The 14271-nt window shown below is 55.6% G+C and carries 16 protein-coding genes; 12 read left to right on the top strand and 4 right to left on the bottom strand.

Annotated features, from left to right (window positions below; all coding sequences use genetic code 11):
• The first annotated feature begins 23 nt into the window (after positions 1-23).
• The 6 genes from AB6T85_RS03975 (at position 24) to solA (ending at position 4259) form a co-directional block, all read left to right on the top strand.
• Positions 24-587, top strand: a complete 564-nt coding sequence (locus tag AB6T85_RS03975; RefSeq protein WP_253454613.1) for a lipoprotein — start codon at positions 24-26, stop codon at positions 585-587.
• 201 nt (positions 588-788) lie between these two features.
• Complete coding sequence (gene pyrC / locus AB6T85_RS03980; protein WP_301729740.1) at positions 789-1835, top strand: dihydroorotase; 1047 nt, start codon at positions 789-791, stop codon at positions 1833-1835.
• Between the two features lie 68 nt (positions 1836-1903).
• Complete coding sequence (dinI, locus tag AB6T85_RS03985; protein ID WP_125290800.1) at positions 1904-2149, top strand: DNA damage-inducible protein I; 246 nt, start codon at positions 1904-1906, stop codon at positions 2147-2149.
• Between the two features lie 140 nt (positions 2150-2289).
• Positions 2290-2535, top strand: a complete 246-nt coding sequence (locus AB6T85_RS03990) for a hypothetical protein (RefSeq protein ID WP_253454615.1) — start codon at positions 2290-2292, stop codon at positions 2533-2535.
• A gap of 239 nt (positions 2536-2774) precedes the next feature.
• Positions 2775-3029: a biofilm formation regulator BssS gene (bssS, locus tag AB6T85_RS03995; protein WP_125290802.1), complete on the top strand. Its 255-nt coding sequence runs from the start codon at positions 2775-2777 to the stop codon at positions 3027-3029.
• A 123-nt stretch (positions 3030-3152) separates the two neighbouring features.
• Positions 3153-4259 carry an N-methyl-L-tryptophan oxidase gene (gene solA, locus AB6T85_RS04000; protein ID WP_369894862.1) on the top strand — a complete coding sequence of 369 codons (1107 nt, stop codon included), beginning with the start codon at positions 3153-3155 and terminating at the stop codon, positions 4257-4259.
• 81 nt (positions 4260-4340) lie between these two features.
• Here the strand turns inward: solA and proP are convergent, their stop codons facing one another.
• Entirely contained in the window at positions 4341-5807 is a 1467-nt protein-coding gene (gene proP / locus AB6T85_RS04005; RefSeq protein WP_301252705.1) for a glycine betaine/L-proline transporter ProP, read from the bottom strand.
• Between the two features lie 43 nt (positions 5808-5850).
• Between proP and AB6T85_RS04010 the strand changes: the two genes are divergently transcribed.
• A complete protein-coding gene (locus AB6T85_RS04010; protein WP_369894864.1) occupies positions 5851-6258 on the top strand; it encodes a hypothetical protein in 408 nt (135 codons plus the stop codon).
• 7 nt (positions 6259-6265) lie between these two features.
• Here AB6T85_RS04010 and trhO read toward each other — a convergent pair whose 3' ends face one another.
• On the bottom strand, positions 6266-7318 hold the full coding sequence (gene trhO, locus AB6T85_RS04015) for an oxygen-dependent tRNA uridine(34) hydroxylase TrhO (RefSeq protein ID WP_253454619.1): 1053 nt from the start codon (positions 7316-7318) through the stop codon (positions 6266-6268).
• Between the two features lie 212 nt (positions 7319-7530).
• On the opposite strand from trhO, the gene AB6T85_RS04020 reads away from it, so the two are divergent.
• The 3 genes from AB6T85_RS04020 (at position 7531) to mdtG (ending at position 11061) form a co-directional block, all read left to right on the top strand.
• Positions 7531-8625 (top strand): NADH:flavin oxidoreductase/NADH oxidase, encoded by a 1095-nt coding sequence (locus tag AB6T85_RS04020; RefSeq protein ID WP_253454620.1) that lies wholly within the window; start codon positions 7531-7533, stop codon positions 8623-8625.
• Positions 8626-8779: 154 nt separating this feature from the next.
• Positions 8780-9700 (top strand): Kdo(2)-lipid IV(A) acyltransferase, encoded by a 921-nt coding sequence (locus AB6T85_RS04025; RefSeq protein ID WP_301252704.1) that lies wholly within the window; start codon positions 8780-8782, stop codon positions 9698-9700.
• Between the two features lie 134 nt (positions 9701-9834).
• Positions 9835-11061, top strand: a complete 1227-nt coding sequence (gene mdtG / locus AB6T85_RS04030) for a multidrug efflux MFS transporter MdtG (RefSeq protein WP_253454622.1) — start codon at positions 9835-9837, stop codon at positions 11059-11061.
• Position 11062: 1 nt separating this feature from the next.
• On the opposite strand, the gene AB6T85_RS04035 is transcribed toward mdtG, so the two are convergent.
• Positions 11063-11377, bottom strand: a complete 315-nt coding sequence (locus AB6T85_RS04035) for an ArsR/SmtB family transcription factor (protein ID WP_253454623.1) — start codon at positions 11375-11377, stop codon at positions 11063-11065.
• Positions 11378-11391: 14 nt separating this feature from the next.
• Positions 11392-12516 (bottom strand): alkene reductase, encoded by a 1125-nt coding sequence (locus tag AB6T85_RS04040; RefSeq protein ID WP_253454624.1) that lies wholly within the window; start codon positions 12514-12516, stop codon positions 11392-11394.
• A 275-nt stretch (positions 12517-12791) separates the two neighbouring features.
• Here AB6T85_RS04040 and AB6T85_RS04045 point away from each other — a divergent pair, with 275 nt between their 5' ends.
• A complete protein-coding gene (locus AB6T85_RS04045) occupies positions 12792-13601 on the top strand; it encodes a flagellin N-terminal helical domain-containing protein (RefSeq protein WP_369894865.1) in 810 nt (269 codons plus the stop codon).
• Between the two features lie 261 nt (positions 13602-13862).
• Positions 13863-14270, top strand: a complete 408-nt coding sequence (locus tag AB6T85_RS04050) for a MysB family protein (protein ID WP_125288639.1) — start codon at positions 13863-13865, stop codon at positions 14268-14270.
• The last annotated feature ends 1 nt before the right edge of the window (position 14271 follow it).

Raw genomic sequence — 14271 nt, forward strand, 5'->3', positions numbered from 1 at the left:
GTCATAACGTGACGAGGAGCACTATGAACAATCTTATGCGGGGCGCGATGGCCCTGATGCTGGCGCTGAGCCTGGCGGGCTGCAACAAGCTGACTCAATATTCCGTCAGCGAGCAGGAAGTAAACCAGGCGCTGCAAAAGCATAATAATTATGAAAAGCAGATTGGCGTGGCCGGGCTGGTCGATGCCCATATTGTCCTGACCGATCTCAACAGCAAAATCGGGCGCGAAGAGGCGGACAAAGTCACGCTGACCGGTAAAGCTACCGTGGACATCAGCTCGCTGTTCGGCCCACAGCACGCGGAAATGCTGCTGACCATGAAGGCGCAGCCTGTTTTCGATAAGGAAAAAGGGGCAATCTTCCTGAAAGATATGCAGCTGACCGACGTCCAGGCGCAGCCCGCGAAAATGCAGGGCGTGCTGAATACGCTGACGCCCTACCTGAATCAGTCGCTGAAAGAGTATTTCAATCAGAAGCCGGCTTACCTGCTCAGCACCGATCGCAGCAAGGCGGAGTCGATGGCGAAGCGTTTCGCTAAAGGTCTGGTAGTGAAGCCTGGCGAGCTAGTGATCCCATTTACTGATTAACACCTCAGGGTTTCCCGACTGCTGCGGGAAACCCTGATTTATTTCTCCGCCGCCTTCATAAAGCAGGTGCAAACGCTATGGGAAACCCTGGCCCATTTCGCTGCCGCCCTCATAAAGCAGGTGCAAACGTTTGGCTTTCCCTTTATCCTTGATACCCGGCCAAATCGCGCCATACGATTTCACTTCTGCCGGAGCCTGTTCATGACTGCACACCCTCAGCAACTTATTATCCGCCGCCCTGACGACTGGCATATCCATCTGCGAGACGATGAGATGCTGAAAACCGTGCTGCCCTTCACCAGCGAGGTCAACGGTCGGGCAATCGTTATGCCTAATCTGGTGCCGCCGATTGTTAGCGTAGCCGCCGCCGTGGCCTATCGCGATCGCATCCTGGCCGCCGTGCCGGAAGGCCACCGTTTTACGCCGCTGATGACCTGTTATCTGACCGATTCGCTGGCTGCGGACGAGGTCGAGAAAGGCTTTAGCGAAGGCGTGTTTACCGCTGCCAAACTTTATCCCGCCCATGCGACCACCAATTCCAGCCACGGCGTGACCAATATCGATGCCATCGCCACCGTGCTGGAGCGGATGCAGAAAATCGGCATGCCGCTGTTGATCCACGGCGAAGTGACCGATGCGCACATCGATATTTTCGATCGCGAGGCACGCTTTATCGAAACCGTGATGGAGCCGTTGCGCAAACGCTATCCGGCGCTGAAAGTGGTTTTTGAGCATATCACCACCAAAGAAGCCGCTGAGTACGTGCAGGAAGGCAATCATCTGCTTGGTGCTACCATCACCCCGCAGCACCTGATGTTCAACCGTAACCATATGCTGGTGGGCGGCGTGCGTCCGCATCTTTACTGTCTGCCCATCCTGAAGCGCAACGTGCATCAGGAAGCACTGCGCAAAGTGGTCGCCAGCGGCCACGAACGCTTCTTTTTGGGAACGGACACCGCGCCGCACCTGCGTCATCGTAAGGAGGCCAGCTGCGGCTGTGCAGGCGTCTTTAATGCCCCTTCTTCCCTGCCCGCCTACGCCACCGTGTTTGAAGAGCTGGGCGCGCTGGCGCATTTCGCCGCGTTCTGTTCCGAGAACGGCCCGCGCTTCTACGGCCTGCCGCTGAATGAAGGCACGCTGAAGCTGGTGCGTCAGCCGTGGACGGTGCCGGAGAGCGTCACGCTGGGCGAAGACACGCTGGTGCCGTTCCTGGCTGGCGAAACGCTGAACTGGCGCGTCGAGCTGTAATTCAGACAAAATGATTGCTTCCGCCGATCTTACTGTATATATTCACAGTGAATTCATCGGAGGCTTTTATGCGTATTGAAGTCACTGTAGCAAGAACCACCTCGCTGCCCGCTGGCGCCATCGATGCGCTGAGCGCCGAGCTGAGCAAGCGAATCGACAAACAATTTCCTGAATCCGCCCACAGCGTTTCGGTACGCTACGCCGCAGCCAATAATCTGACGGTGATGGGCGGCGGTAAAGAGGCAAAAGACCAGATTACCGATATCCTGCAGGAAACCTGGGAAAGCGCCGACGACTGGTTTATCACCGACTGATCGACGTCCCGTGGTCTTTCCGTTTTTTGCCGGGCTTCGCCGTCCGGCTTTTTTCTTTTCTCCCCTCTTTGCTCCTGACGGAATCTGGCTATAGTAGAGTGACCAAATATGCGTTGCTGCCGCTGGCTAAGAGGTCTGCCATGAATGTTGAAAATCCTGAAGAAGCGATGACGTTTGGCGAGCTGCTGGCGCTGATCGCCGATCAACAGCGCCGCCTGAGCGTGCTGGAAGTTGCTTTCTCCTCTCTCTCTTTGTGCCTGGATGAACAGGCCGCGCTGCGGCTGGTCGACAAGCTTCGTCTGGAAGCGACCCGTTCAGATTATGATGAAAATAAGCGGCAGCACTTCGCCGCGCTGGCCGATGAGTTAGCCAAACGAGCCGGGTGAATAATATTTACTCAAGTATTGTTATTTCGCTGCCGATATTTATTATATCGGGAGCACCCGCTCTTAGTTTCTGCGTACGCAATCCCGTAACAATTAAAGGCAATCGGCTCAGATCGACATTTCATTCTGCGAACATTGGAATTTCTGTTATAATTTTCCTGTTCTATGAAAAAAAGCCGCATTGAACCTCGATAAATCACTTCGTTGTCATTGTTAACACGAGTAATAAGGGGGTTATAATGGACAGAAACAAAGAGGTTATCCAGACACATCCCCTCGTTGGGTGGGATATCAGTACCGTAGACAGCTACGATGCTATGATGATCCGTCTGCATTCACTTTCATCAAATGAACAGCCAGACGATGAAGCTGAAGTGGGCCAGACCTACTGGCTGACCACCGATGTTGCCAGACAATTTATCTCCATTCTCGAAGCTGGCATAGCGAAGATAGAAGCTACTGAATATCAGGATCGCGACTACAAAAAGCACTAATTTCGTCCGCGTTGGCCTGAAGGCACCCAAATGGGTGCCTTTTTCATTTCTGCCGCATTTTTTTTCATTCCAGCCGCATTTTGCTATTCTGCCTGCCTGTATAACCGATGGAGCCAGGTACTGATGGTTTATGACTTAATTGTGGTGGGCAGCGGCTCGGTAGGTGCAGCGGCCGGCTGGTACGCCACCCAGGCGGGACTGAATGTCCTGATGATCGATCGGGCGCATCCGCCCCATCGCGAAGGCAGCCATCATGGAGACACGCGTTTAATTCGCCACGCTTACGGCGAAGGCGCCCGCTACGTGCCGATGGTATTGCGCGCTCAGCAGCTGTGGGACGAGCTGGAGCAGCAGTGCGGCGAGCGAATTATGCAGCGCAGCGGCGTGCTGAATCTTGCGCCTGATCGTTCCGAATTTATCCGCAACGTGCGGCAGAGCGCCGAAACCTATAGCCTGCCGGTGGAGATCTTCAGCGGTAAAGATGCCATGCGGCGCTGGCCGCAGCTGGCCGTCCCTGAAAACTATACGGGGATTTACGAGCCGCAGTCCGGCTATCTGAAATCCGAACTGGCTATTCGTCACCTGATCCGCCTGTGCAAAGAAGCGGGCTGCGCGCAGCTGTTTAACTGCGCGGTCACCGGGCTGGAGGAGCGTGACGGCCTGCAAGTCGTCCAGACCCCGGAAGGCGCCTTCCGGGGCAAAAAGCTGCTGCTGAGCGCCGGAACCTGGATCAAAACGCTGCTGCCGGAACTGCCTGTCACCCCTGTCAGAAAAGTCTTTGCCTGGCATCAGGCGGACGGCCGCTACAGTGAAAATAATAAGTTTCCCGCGTTTGCCGTGGAAATGCCGGACGGCACCCATTTTTATGGATTTCCTGCTGAAAACAACGCGATCAAAATCGGCAAGCACAACGGCGGTCAGCCGATTAGCGCGCCGGAACAACGTAAGCCTTTTGGCGCCGTTGCTGAAGACGGCAGCGAACTCTTCGGATTTTTACGGCAGTTTTTACCTGGTGTAGGCGTTTGCCTGCGTGGTGAAGCCTGTACCTACGATAATACGGCGGACGAAGATTTTATTATCGATACGCTGGGAGCAGACAGGTTGATTATTAGCGGGCTAAGCGGACACGGATTTAAATTCGCCACGGTATTGGGTGAAATCGCCGCGCAATTTGCTCAGGGAAAAACCGCAGAATTTGATTTAACGCCCTTCTCACTTTCCCGCTTATAAATAAAAAAGGCGGCATCGTTAAATGCCGCCTTTCCATAACGCTAATTATTTCCAGCCGTCATCTGATAACGGCGAGAAATATTATTTAACCGACGCCGCCGCATCTTTCTTTTGCTGACGCAGACGGAGTTTTTTCACCAGCTTGTGCGCTTCCGCTTCGCTGCCAACCGCAGGCGCTGAACCGGTCAGCGGCTTACGTGCCGTTTCACGCATGGTAAAGACGGTGATCACGCCGATTGCGCCAGCGCCCATCAGATAGTAAGCCGGCATCATCAGGTTATGCGTCGTTTCCACCAGCCAGGTAGTAATCAGCGGCGTGGTGCCGCCAAACAGCGAAACGGACAGGTTAAAGCCGATCGCCAGCGCGCTATAGCGAATATCCGTGGCAAACAGCGCAGGCAGCGTGGCCGGCATCGAGCCGCTAAAGCAGGTGTGCAGCACGCCAAGGATGATCAGCCCGGCAAACACCAGCCACATATTACCGGAACCAATCAGCATCATGCTTGGGATAGCCAGCACAATCAGGCCGATAGCGCCGCTTAAAATAACCGGACGACGGCCCAGGCGATCGTTCCAGTGCCCGGAAAACAGCGTCAGCGGCATCATCACAAACATCACCACCAGGATCAGCAGCAGGCTGCTCATCTCGCTCAGGCCGAGGATACCGGTCAGGTAGCTTGGCATATAGGAGGTCAGCATGTAGTTGGAGACGTTAAACAGCAGCACCAGGCCAATACATTTCAGCATCTGGGCGCGATATTTGCTCAGCATTTGCAGCAGCGTCAGACGCGGCTTGCTGTGTTCCAGCGCGTCCTGCTTTTCCATATGCTTCTGGAACGCCGGAGTTTCTTCCAGCTTCAGACGGACATAAAGACCAAACAGCCCCAGCGGCGCGGCGATAAAGAACGGAATACGCCAGCCCCAGTCCAGTAGCGTCGCCTCCGGCATCGCCGCCGTCAGGCCGGTGACCAGCCCTGCGCCGAGCAGATAGCCGCCTAACGTGCCGAACTCCAGGAAGCTACCCATAAAGCCGCGACGGTTATCGGTAGAGTATTCGGCGATAAAAGTCGCCGCGCCGCCATATTCACCGCCGGTGGAGAAGCCCTGCACCAGGCGAGCGACCAGCAGCAGAATTGGCGCAAGAATACCGATGCTGTCATAGCTGGGGATCAGGCCGATACAGAAGGTACCGATAGCCATCATAATCATGGTGACGGCCAGCACTTTCTGCCGTCCAACTTTATCGCCCAGCGGCCCGAACACCAGCCCGCCGATAGGACGCACCACAAAGGCTGCCGCAAAGGCACCAAAGGCGGCAAGCAGCTGGGCCGCCGAACTGCCGCCGGGGAAGAAGACCTTACCAATAGTCACGGCCAGATAGCTGTAGACGCCGAAGTCGAACCATTCCATCGCGTTACCGAGCGCGGCTGCGCCGACGGCACGCTTCAGCATGTCGTTATCCACGATGGTGATATCGTCTACGGTGAGTTCTTTCTGTTTTTTCTGCCAGAAGTGCTTTTTATGTCTGTTTTCTGAGTGCGTGCTCATGCAGTCCCCTTAATGAGAATGACTGGCAGCATCATAGCTTTCGTTGCCGGTGGAGCCTGTAGAGAAAGAAGGGAATGAAAGCTATAAAGCAGCGAAGATTAAAAGTACGGCGCTTAAAAACGTTTCTTTACGGGAATTTACTCTATACGACAGTCTTCTTTTTATCAAGTTTGTGACAGAAATCGCTGTAATAGCCATTTTAATACTGTGCGTATCGCGTTGGGGAGCCGGAAGGCAGCAGGACGCCCTGCCTGAAAAAGCCGTGCTGATGCGCTACTGGCTGCTCAGATTGACATTCTTTACGGGCTTTCAGTATGTTGTAACTATGTGCAGACGACAAAACGTTAGCGCAATGTTAGCGGAGCAAAAAAGTGAGAAAACGGGGAATTGCCGCCGTTACCGGCTGAAAGAGCAAAAAAGGCCGGTAAAACCGGCCCTGAATGCTGCCTGACGGTCACTCAGTTATCGGGCGTTGGGATTTTTAGCGTCATATTCAGCAAGCCGCGCGACTTGTTGAAAATTTTATTGCCGTTTTCCCGACCGGCGCGACGCGCCCGCTGTTCTTCCGGCGCCAGCGCCAGCTCTTCCATACAGATTGGGCTACAGCAGTCGTGATACTTTTCCGCACAGCTGGCGCACTGAATAAACAGCAGATGGCAGCCGTCGTTTTTGCAGTTAACGTGCGTATCGCAGGCCGTGCCGCACTGATGGCAATGCGCAATAACATCATCGGAAATACGTTCGCCCATGCGCTCATCAAAAACAAAGTTTTTGCCCTTGAAGCGTACCGGCAGCCCCTGCTCGCGTGCGCGACGCGCGTATTCGATAATGCCGCCTTCAATGTGATAGACGTTCTCAAAACCGTTGTGCCGCATCCAGGCGCTCGCCTTTTCACAGCGGATCCCGCCGGTGCAGTACATCACGATTTTTTTATCTTTGCTGTCCTGCAGCATATCCACGGCCATCGGCAGCTGGTCGCGGAAGGTATCCGCCGGGATTTCCAGCGCGTTGTCAAAGTGCCCGACTTCATACTCGTAGTGGTTGCGCATATCGACAAAGACCGCATCCGGATCGTCCAGCATGGCGTTGACCTCGCCCGCTTTCAGGTAGCCGCCGACGTCGCTGGCGTCGAAGGTTTCGTCTGCGATGCCGTCAGCAACGATGCGCTCGCGCACTTTCAGACGCAGCACCCAGAACGATTTTCCGTCATCGTCGAGCGCGATATTCATTCGCAGGTTGTCCAGCGCCGGGTCGAAAGCGTAAAGCATCGTCTTCATCGCTTCATAATTGCTGGCCGGCACGCTGATTTGCGCATTGATCCCTTCTGCGGCGACGTAAACGCGACCAAACACTTTCAGTTTGGTTAAGGCGATATAGAGCGCGTCACGAAACGCTTTGGGATCGGTAATGGTGAAATACTTGTAAAAAGAGACTGTGGTACGCGGCTCGGTCTCGGCCAGCATCCGCGCTTTCAGCTCTTCATTAGAAACAAGGTTATGTAACACTGGCATGGTGTACGTTCCTGCGACTTTTGAGAAATTTTGCGGGCGATATCATACCTGAATAGCGCCAGAAGCAAACCAAAATCGGGACGCAGCGTAAAAAATTTGTCTCAGGAAAGTTAGAGCCTTGCAACAGGCGGAAAAGCATATCCGGACCAACATCACAAAAAAATCCGCCTATAGTTAGCCTGTTCCGACTTAATTTTTTACGGAGATATTGCATGAGTCAGCTATTTACCCCAATCGAGCTGGGCAAGTTAACGCTTAAGAACCGTATCGCCATCGCACCGATGTGCCAGTACTCCGCCGAGCACGGCAAAGCCACCGCCTGGCACCGCATTCATCTGGGTCATCTGGCGCTCTCCGGCGCCGGCCTGCTGATTGTCGAAGCGGCGGCCATTGAAGCCGCCGGCCGCATTACGCCGCAGGATTTAGGCCTGTGGGATGACGAAACCGAACAGGCGCTGGGCAGCGTGCTGCAGGATGTACGCAGCTATTCCACGATGCCGATTGGTATCCAGCTGGCCCATGCCGGCCGCAAAGCCTCTACCGATGTGCCATGGCGCGGCGGCGGTTTCCTGCAGCCGGAACAGGGCGGTTGGCAGACCTCCGCGCCTTCTGCGGTGCCTTTCAGCGATGACGATAACGCGCCGGTTGCGCTCACGCTCGAACGTATTGAAGAGATCAAACAGGCCTTCGTCGACAGCGCTGTTCGTGCCGATCGCCTTGGTCTGGATCTGGTGGAAGTTCACGCCGCGCATGGCTATCTGCTGCATCAGTTCCTGTCTCCGCTTTCCAACAAGCGCGAAGACCAGTACGGCGGCTCGCTGGAAAATCGTATGCGCCTGACGCTGGAAGTGTTCCGCGAGGTGCGTCGCGTATTCCCGGCAGACAAGCCGGTTGGCGTGCGTATTTCCGCTACCGACTGGGTAGACGGCGGCTGGGATCTGGCGCAGTCCATCGCGCTGAGCAAAGCGCTGGAGGCGGAAGGCTGTGCCTATATCCACGTGTCCAGCGGCGGCCTGGCACCGCAGCAGAAAATCACCGTCGGCCCGAACTATCAGGTGCCTTTCGCTGCGGCGATTAAAAAAGAAGTCGCCATCCCGGTGATTGCGGTCGGGCTGATTACCGAACCGCGCCAGGCGGAAGCGGTGCTGGTGGAAGGCGAAGCGGATATGGTCGCGCTGGCTCGCGGTATGCTTTATAACCCGCGCTGGCCGTGGCATGCCGCCGCCGAGCTGGGTGCGAAGGTGGACGCGCCAGAGCAATACTGGCGTTGCGAACCCCATGAAGTCAAAGGGCTGTTTAATTCGTAGTCCCTGTTAACCAGCGCGCGCCCGCGCGCTGGTGTTTAAACCTTCTGAATCTCAACGCATTATTTCAGTTCGCTGTCAAAAAATGGCACAATAGGTCATAAATAATAAATCCCGGGCAGCATAATGGTGCCCCTTTTTTACGATCTGGAAACTCATGACTCAGCTGCCTCAGTTTTCGCGCGCTTTGTTGCATCCCCGTTATTGGTTTACCTGGTTGGGTATTGGTCTGCTCTACGTGCTGGTGCTGTTGCCCTATCCCGTGCTCTATCGCCTCGGTTGCGGCCTGGGTCGTCTTTCCATGCGTTTTATCACTCGCCGCGTGGCGGTAGCCCGACGCAATCTGGAACTTTGCTTCCCTGAAATGCCGGAAGCGGAGCGCGAGGCGATGGTGGTTCGCAACTTCGAATCCGTCGGCATGGGCTTAATCGAAACCGGCATGGCCTGGTTCTGGCCCGACTGGCGCATCAGCAAATGGTTTCAGGTCAGCGGTCTGGAGCATATCGACAAAGCGCATCAGGAAGGCAAAGGCGTGCTGCTGATCGGGATGCATTTTCTGACCCTGGAACTGGGCGCCCGCATCTTCGGCATCCATAATCCCGGTATCGGCGTTTATCGTCCTAACGACAACGCGCTGCTGGACTGGCTGCAAACCTGGGGCAGAATGCGATCCAATAAAAGCATGTTGGATCGCAAGGATCTGAAAGGCATGATCCGCGCGCTGAAAAACGGCGATATTATCTGGTACGCGCCCGATCATGACTACGGCCCAAAAAGCAGCGTGTTCGTGCCCTTTTTCGGCGTGGAAAAAGCGGCTTCCACCAAAGGCAGCTATCTGCTGATCCGCAGCGGCCAGCCCGCCGTGATCCCTTTTGTGCCGCGTCGCTTACCGCACGGCAGAGGCTATGAGATGGTGATCCTGCCGGCGGAAGAGAATATGCCGCTGGATGATGAAGCTGCTACCGCCGCGCGAATGAATAAAGTCGTCGAGCACGGCGTGCTGATGGCGCCGGAGCAGTATATGTGGCTGCACCGCCGCTTTAAAACGCGCCCCGCAGGCGAACCCTCTCTGTACTGATGCTCCGGGCGGAACCGACCCCGCCCGTTTCTCAACCACGGCTCAATCCTCCCGCGTTTTCCCCGGCGGGTGCTATTAAGTCGTGCGCTTTAGGCGCATACTTAGTCTGCTAACAAACTGACCAGGCTGCGCTTATGGCTGTGACCGATGCTTCCCCTTCCCCGATTAACTGGCAAAAAAACCTCTTTGTCGCCTGGTGCGGCTGTTTTCTGACCGGCGTCGCCTTCAGCCTCGTGATGCCCTTTCTGCCGCTTTACGTCGAGCAGCTTGGCGTAACCGATCCGCAGTCGCTGAATCTTTGGTCGGGGGTGGTATTCAGCATTACCTTTTTGTTTTCCGCTGTCGCGTCGCCATTCTGGGGCGGGCTGGCCGATCGTAAAGGCCGCAAAATCATGCTGTTGCGGTCGGCGCTTGGCATGGCGATAGTGATGGTGCTGATGGGGATGGCCACCTCCATCTGGCAGTTTCTGGCGCTGCGGGCGTTGTTAGGTCTGCTGGGCGGTTTTGTGCCCAATGCCAACGCGCTGATAGCGACTCAGGTGCCGCGGAAGCGAAGCGGCTGGGCGCTGGGCTGGCTGTCGACGGGCGCGGTTAGCGGCGCATTGATCGGCCCACTGATTGGCGGATTGCTGGCCGACAGCTTTGGCCTGCGCCCGGTGTTCTTTATTACCGCCGCCGTGCTGTTTCTCTGTTTCCTGATGACGCTGTTTGCTATCCGCGAAACCTTCGTGCCGGTACAGAAGAAAGATATGCTGCACGCCCGTGACGTTTTTAGCTCTTTAAAACGGCCGAAGCTGGTGCTGGCGCTGTTTGTCACCACGCTGATTATTCAGGTTGCTACCGGATCTATCGCGCCTATTCTGACGCTCTACGTGCGGGATCTGGCTGGCGATATCCAGAATCTGGCGTTTGTCAGCGGAATGATTGCCTCGGTGCCCGGCGTCGCTGCGCTGCTCAGCGCGCCCCGGCTGGGTAAACTGGGCGACCGTATCGGGCCTGAGCGTATTCTTATCGCCATGCTGGTGGTTTCCGTGCTGCTACTGATCCCGATGTCGCTGGTGCAGACCCCTTTGCAACTGGGGATCCTGCGTTTTCTGCTGGGCGCGGCCGACGGCGCGCTGCTGCCCGCGGTACAGACGCTGCTGATCTATAACGTCAGCAATAGCGTCGCCGGACGTATCTTTAGCTATAACCAGTCATTTCGCGATATTGGCAACGTTACCGGGCCGCTGATGGGCGCGGTGGTTTCGGCTCACTGGGGGTTTCGTGCGGTGTTTATCGTGACGGCCGCCATCGTGCTTTTCAATGCGGTTTACTCATGGCGGACGCTGCGCCGCCGCGTGACGAGACCGGACGCGTAAACTATAACGCGCCCAGGAAATTACCTATCGTGTCGGCAAGCTCGCGGATACGCGGCTCGCAGCGGCGATAGTAGGTCCACTTGCCGACTTTGCTCGCCTCCAGCAGGCCCGCTTCCTGAAGCACCTTCAGGCAGAGCGAGGTGGCGGGCTGCGATAAGCCCGCCTTGTCCTGAATCAGGCTGGCGCACACCCCGTAACGGTCGAAGTCATACAGCTGGCTATAGCCGGCAAAGGCTTCATCAGGGTTTTTCAGCCAGGCCAGCACGGCCATGCGTGTCGGATTGGCCAGCAGCTTCATCGCGTTTTCAGGGGTCATCCAGCCTCACAAAATCAGGAACCGTAAAAAGGATAGTCAGTATACCCTTTACGCGTGCCGCCATATAGCGAAGCGGCATCCACGGCGTTCAGCGGATAGCCGTGGCGAAAGCGTTCCGGCAGATCCGGGTTGGCGATAAAGGTTCTGCCAAAGCCAAACAGATCGCCCCAGCCCTGTTGCAGCACGTGTTCTGCCTTTTCCTGGGTGTAGCGGCCGGAATAGATAATTGGCCCGCGCCAGGCTTTACGCAGCGCAATGCGGAAGGTTTCCGGCAGATCGGGGCTGTTATCCCAGTCGGCTTCTGCGATTGACAGATAACCGATCTCAAGCGTATTCAGCATCTCTGCCGCTACGGTGTAGGTAGTCTGCGGATCGCTTTCCACCAGGCCCAGGTAAACCCGCTCTTCATCCGTACTGGTAAACAGCGGTGCAAAGCGTACCCCGACGCGATGGCTGCCAAACACGGAACTGACCGCTTCGGTAACTTCTTTCAGGAAGCGCAGCCTGTTTTCCAGCGAGCCGCCATATTCATCGGTGCGGAAATTGCTGTGTTCGGAAATAAACTGATTGATCAGGTAGCCGTTGGCTGAATGCAGCTCAACGCCGTCAAACCCGGCTTCCTTCGCGTTTTGCGCCGCCGTGCGGTACAGCTCGACAATCTCTTTGACTTCGGCGGTGGTCAGTTCGCGCGGCGCATCCGGCGCGGTCAGGATGCCTTCGCCCGGTCCGGTTTCGATAAAGACGCGTACGCCCGTTGCAGGCACGGCAGACGGCGCCACCGGCGGCTGCTTGCCCGGTTGCAGTTCGCTATGTGAAACGCGTCCCACATGCCACAGCTGGCAAAAAATTGTTCCGCCTTCCTGATGGACGGCTGCGGTGACCTTTTTCCAGCCCGCAATCTGCTCCGCGCTGTGGATACCTGGCGTCCAGGCGTAGCCCTGCCCGCGCGGTTCAATCTGCGTGCCTTCCGTGATCATAAAACCGGCGCTGGCGCGCTGGCGGTAGTAGTCCACCATCATCTCGCCCGGCACGTTGCCCGGCTGGTCGCTGCGGCAACGCGTCAGCGGCGGCAGCACGATACGGTTACGTAAGGTCAGATCGCCAATTTGCAAAGGCGTAAACAGGGTTTGCTTGCTCATAATTCCACTCGCTCAGGTAATAAGAGCCGCTATTATATTTAAACATTTAAATGTGTAAATTCATTTTGTGCTGTTGATGAAATATTAGCGATGCTTCAGCCGATCATCCGGGTAACCCATTGATATCGTTCGTATGTGGAGGAATAAGCCGTTTTGTGCAGGTTTTATGCTAAAACTGTTTAAAGTTTTTTCAGGGTGTGACGATAAATAATACAGACGGTGACGGGCATCCTGGCGCCGTATCCGAACCCTGGTTAAACTTTAAGGAAACGATTATGTCCGTTATCAATACTAACATTATGTCCCTGACCACTCAGAACAACCTGAACAAATCACAGGCTTCTCTGAGCACCGCTATCGAGCGTCTTTCTTCCGGTCTGCGTATCAACAGCGCAAAAGACGACGCAGCAGGCGAAGCGATTGCTAACCGCATGAACTCGCAGATCAAAGGTCTGACTCAGGCTTCACGTAACGCCAACGACGGTATCTCTCTGACTCAGACGGCTGAAGGCTCTCTGAACGAGATGAACACCAACTTACAGCGTATCCGTGAACTGACTGTGCAGGCGAAAAACGGCACCAACAGCGCCGACGACATCGACTCAATCCAGAAAGAAGTTGACGCGCGTCTGTCTGAAATCAACCGTATCGGTACGGCTACCACCTTCAACGGCACGGCGATCTTCAACAGCACCGGCAGCGTAAAAATCCAGGTTGGCGCCAACGACGCAACCGACGCTAACGTCATCAATATCGACCTGTCAGGCGCAGGCTTCCAGTCTTCTGGCCTGGGCGCAACCTTCAGCGTGACCGGCGGTAACCTGTCAGACCTCGACGCGCGTATCAAGAGCGTTGATACCGCACGTAGCGGCCTGGGTGCGATTCAGAACCGTTTTGAATCCACCATCAACAACCTGAACACCTCTGTGACCAACCTGACCGCGTCACAGTCACGTATCCAGGATGCTGACTACGCAACTGAAGTTTCTAACATGTCGAAGGCGCAGATCCTTCAGCAGGCTGGTACCTCCGTGCTGTCAAAAGCCAACCAGGTTCCACAGGGCGTGCTGTCTCTGCTGCAGTAAGCCTTACGCTACAAGACAAAACCCGGCTCAGGCCGGGTTTTTTTGTTTTATGGCAGCGCAGCAAGCTCTGCCCGCTCCCTATTTCCTGGCTTATCTCACCAGGCGCCTGGATGCTCGCCTGGTGCTGACAGACGCTATAGTATTAACTCATTGATTAATTAATATAAATTCTCATTTATTTTTTTCCTTCGCCGGGTTTACCGCAGCCGATCTTCTACTATCCTTCTTTAAAACCTGCATTTTTCGTTATGGAGATACCCAATGAGCATGTATGCAACCCTGGAAGAGGCTATCGACGCTGCGCGTGAAGAGTTTCTGGCCGCTAATCCGGAGATGGAAGAGGACGATGCCGCGGTCAGCCAGTTCAACCTACAAAAATATGTGATGCAGGATGGCGATATCATGTGGCAGGCGGAGTTCCTGGCGGATGATATCGAAGAGGGAGAGGTGCTGGCGCTGCGCAGCGGTGAAGCGGCACAGGCCATTTTCGACGGTGATTTTGACGAGATCGAACTGCGTCAGGAGTGGCTGCCGGAAAATACGCTGCATGAGTGGGATGAAGGCGAATTTCAGCTGGAGCCGCCGGGCGATACCGAAGAAGGCAAAGCAGCGGCGGACGAGTGGGAAGACGATAACAGCGATTCCGACCGCGCAGACCGCTGGGAGTAAT

Origin of the sequence: Erwinia aeris (assembly GCF_041224955.1) — a bacterium.
Classification (GTDB): domain Bacteria; phylum Pseudomonadota; class Gammaproteobacteria; order Enterobacterales; family Enterobacteriaceae; genus Erwinia; species Erwinia aeris.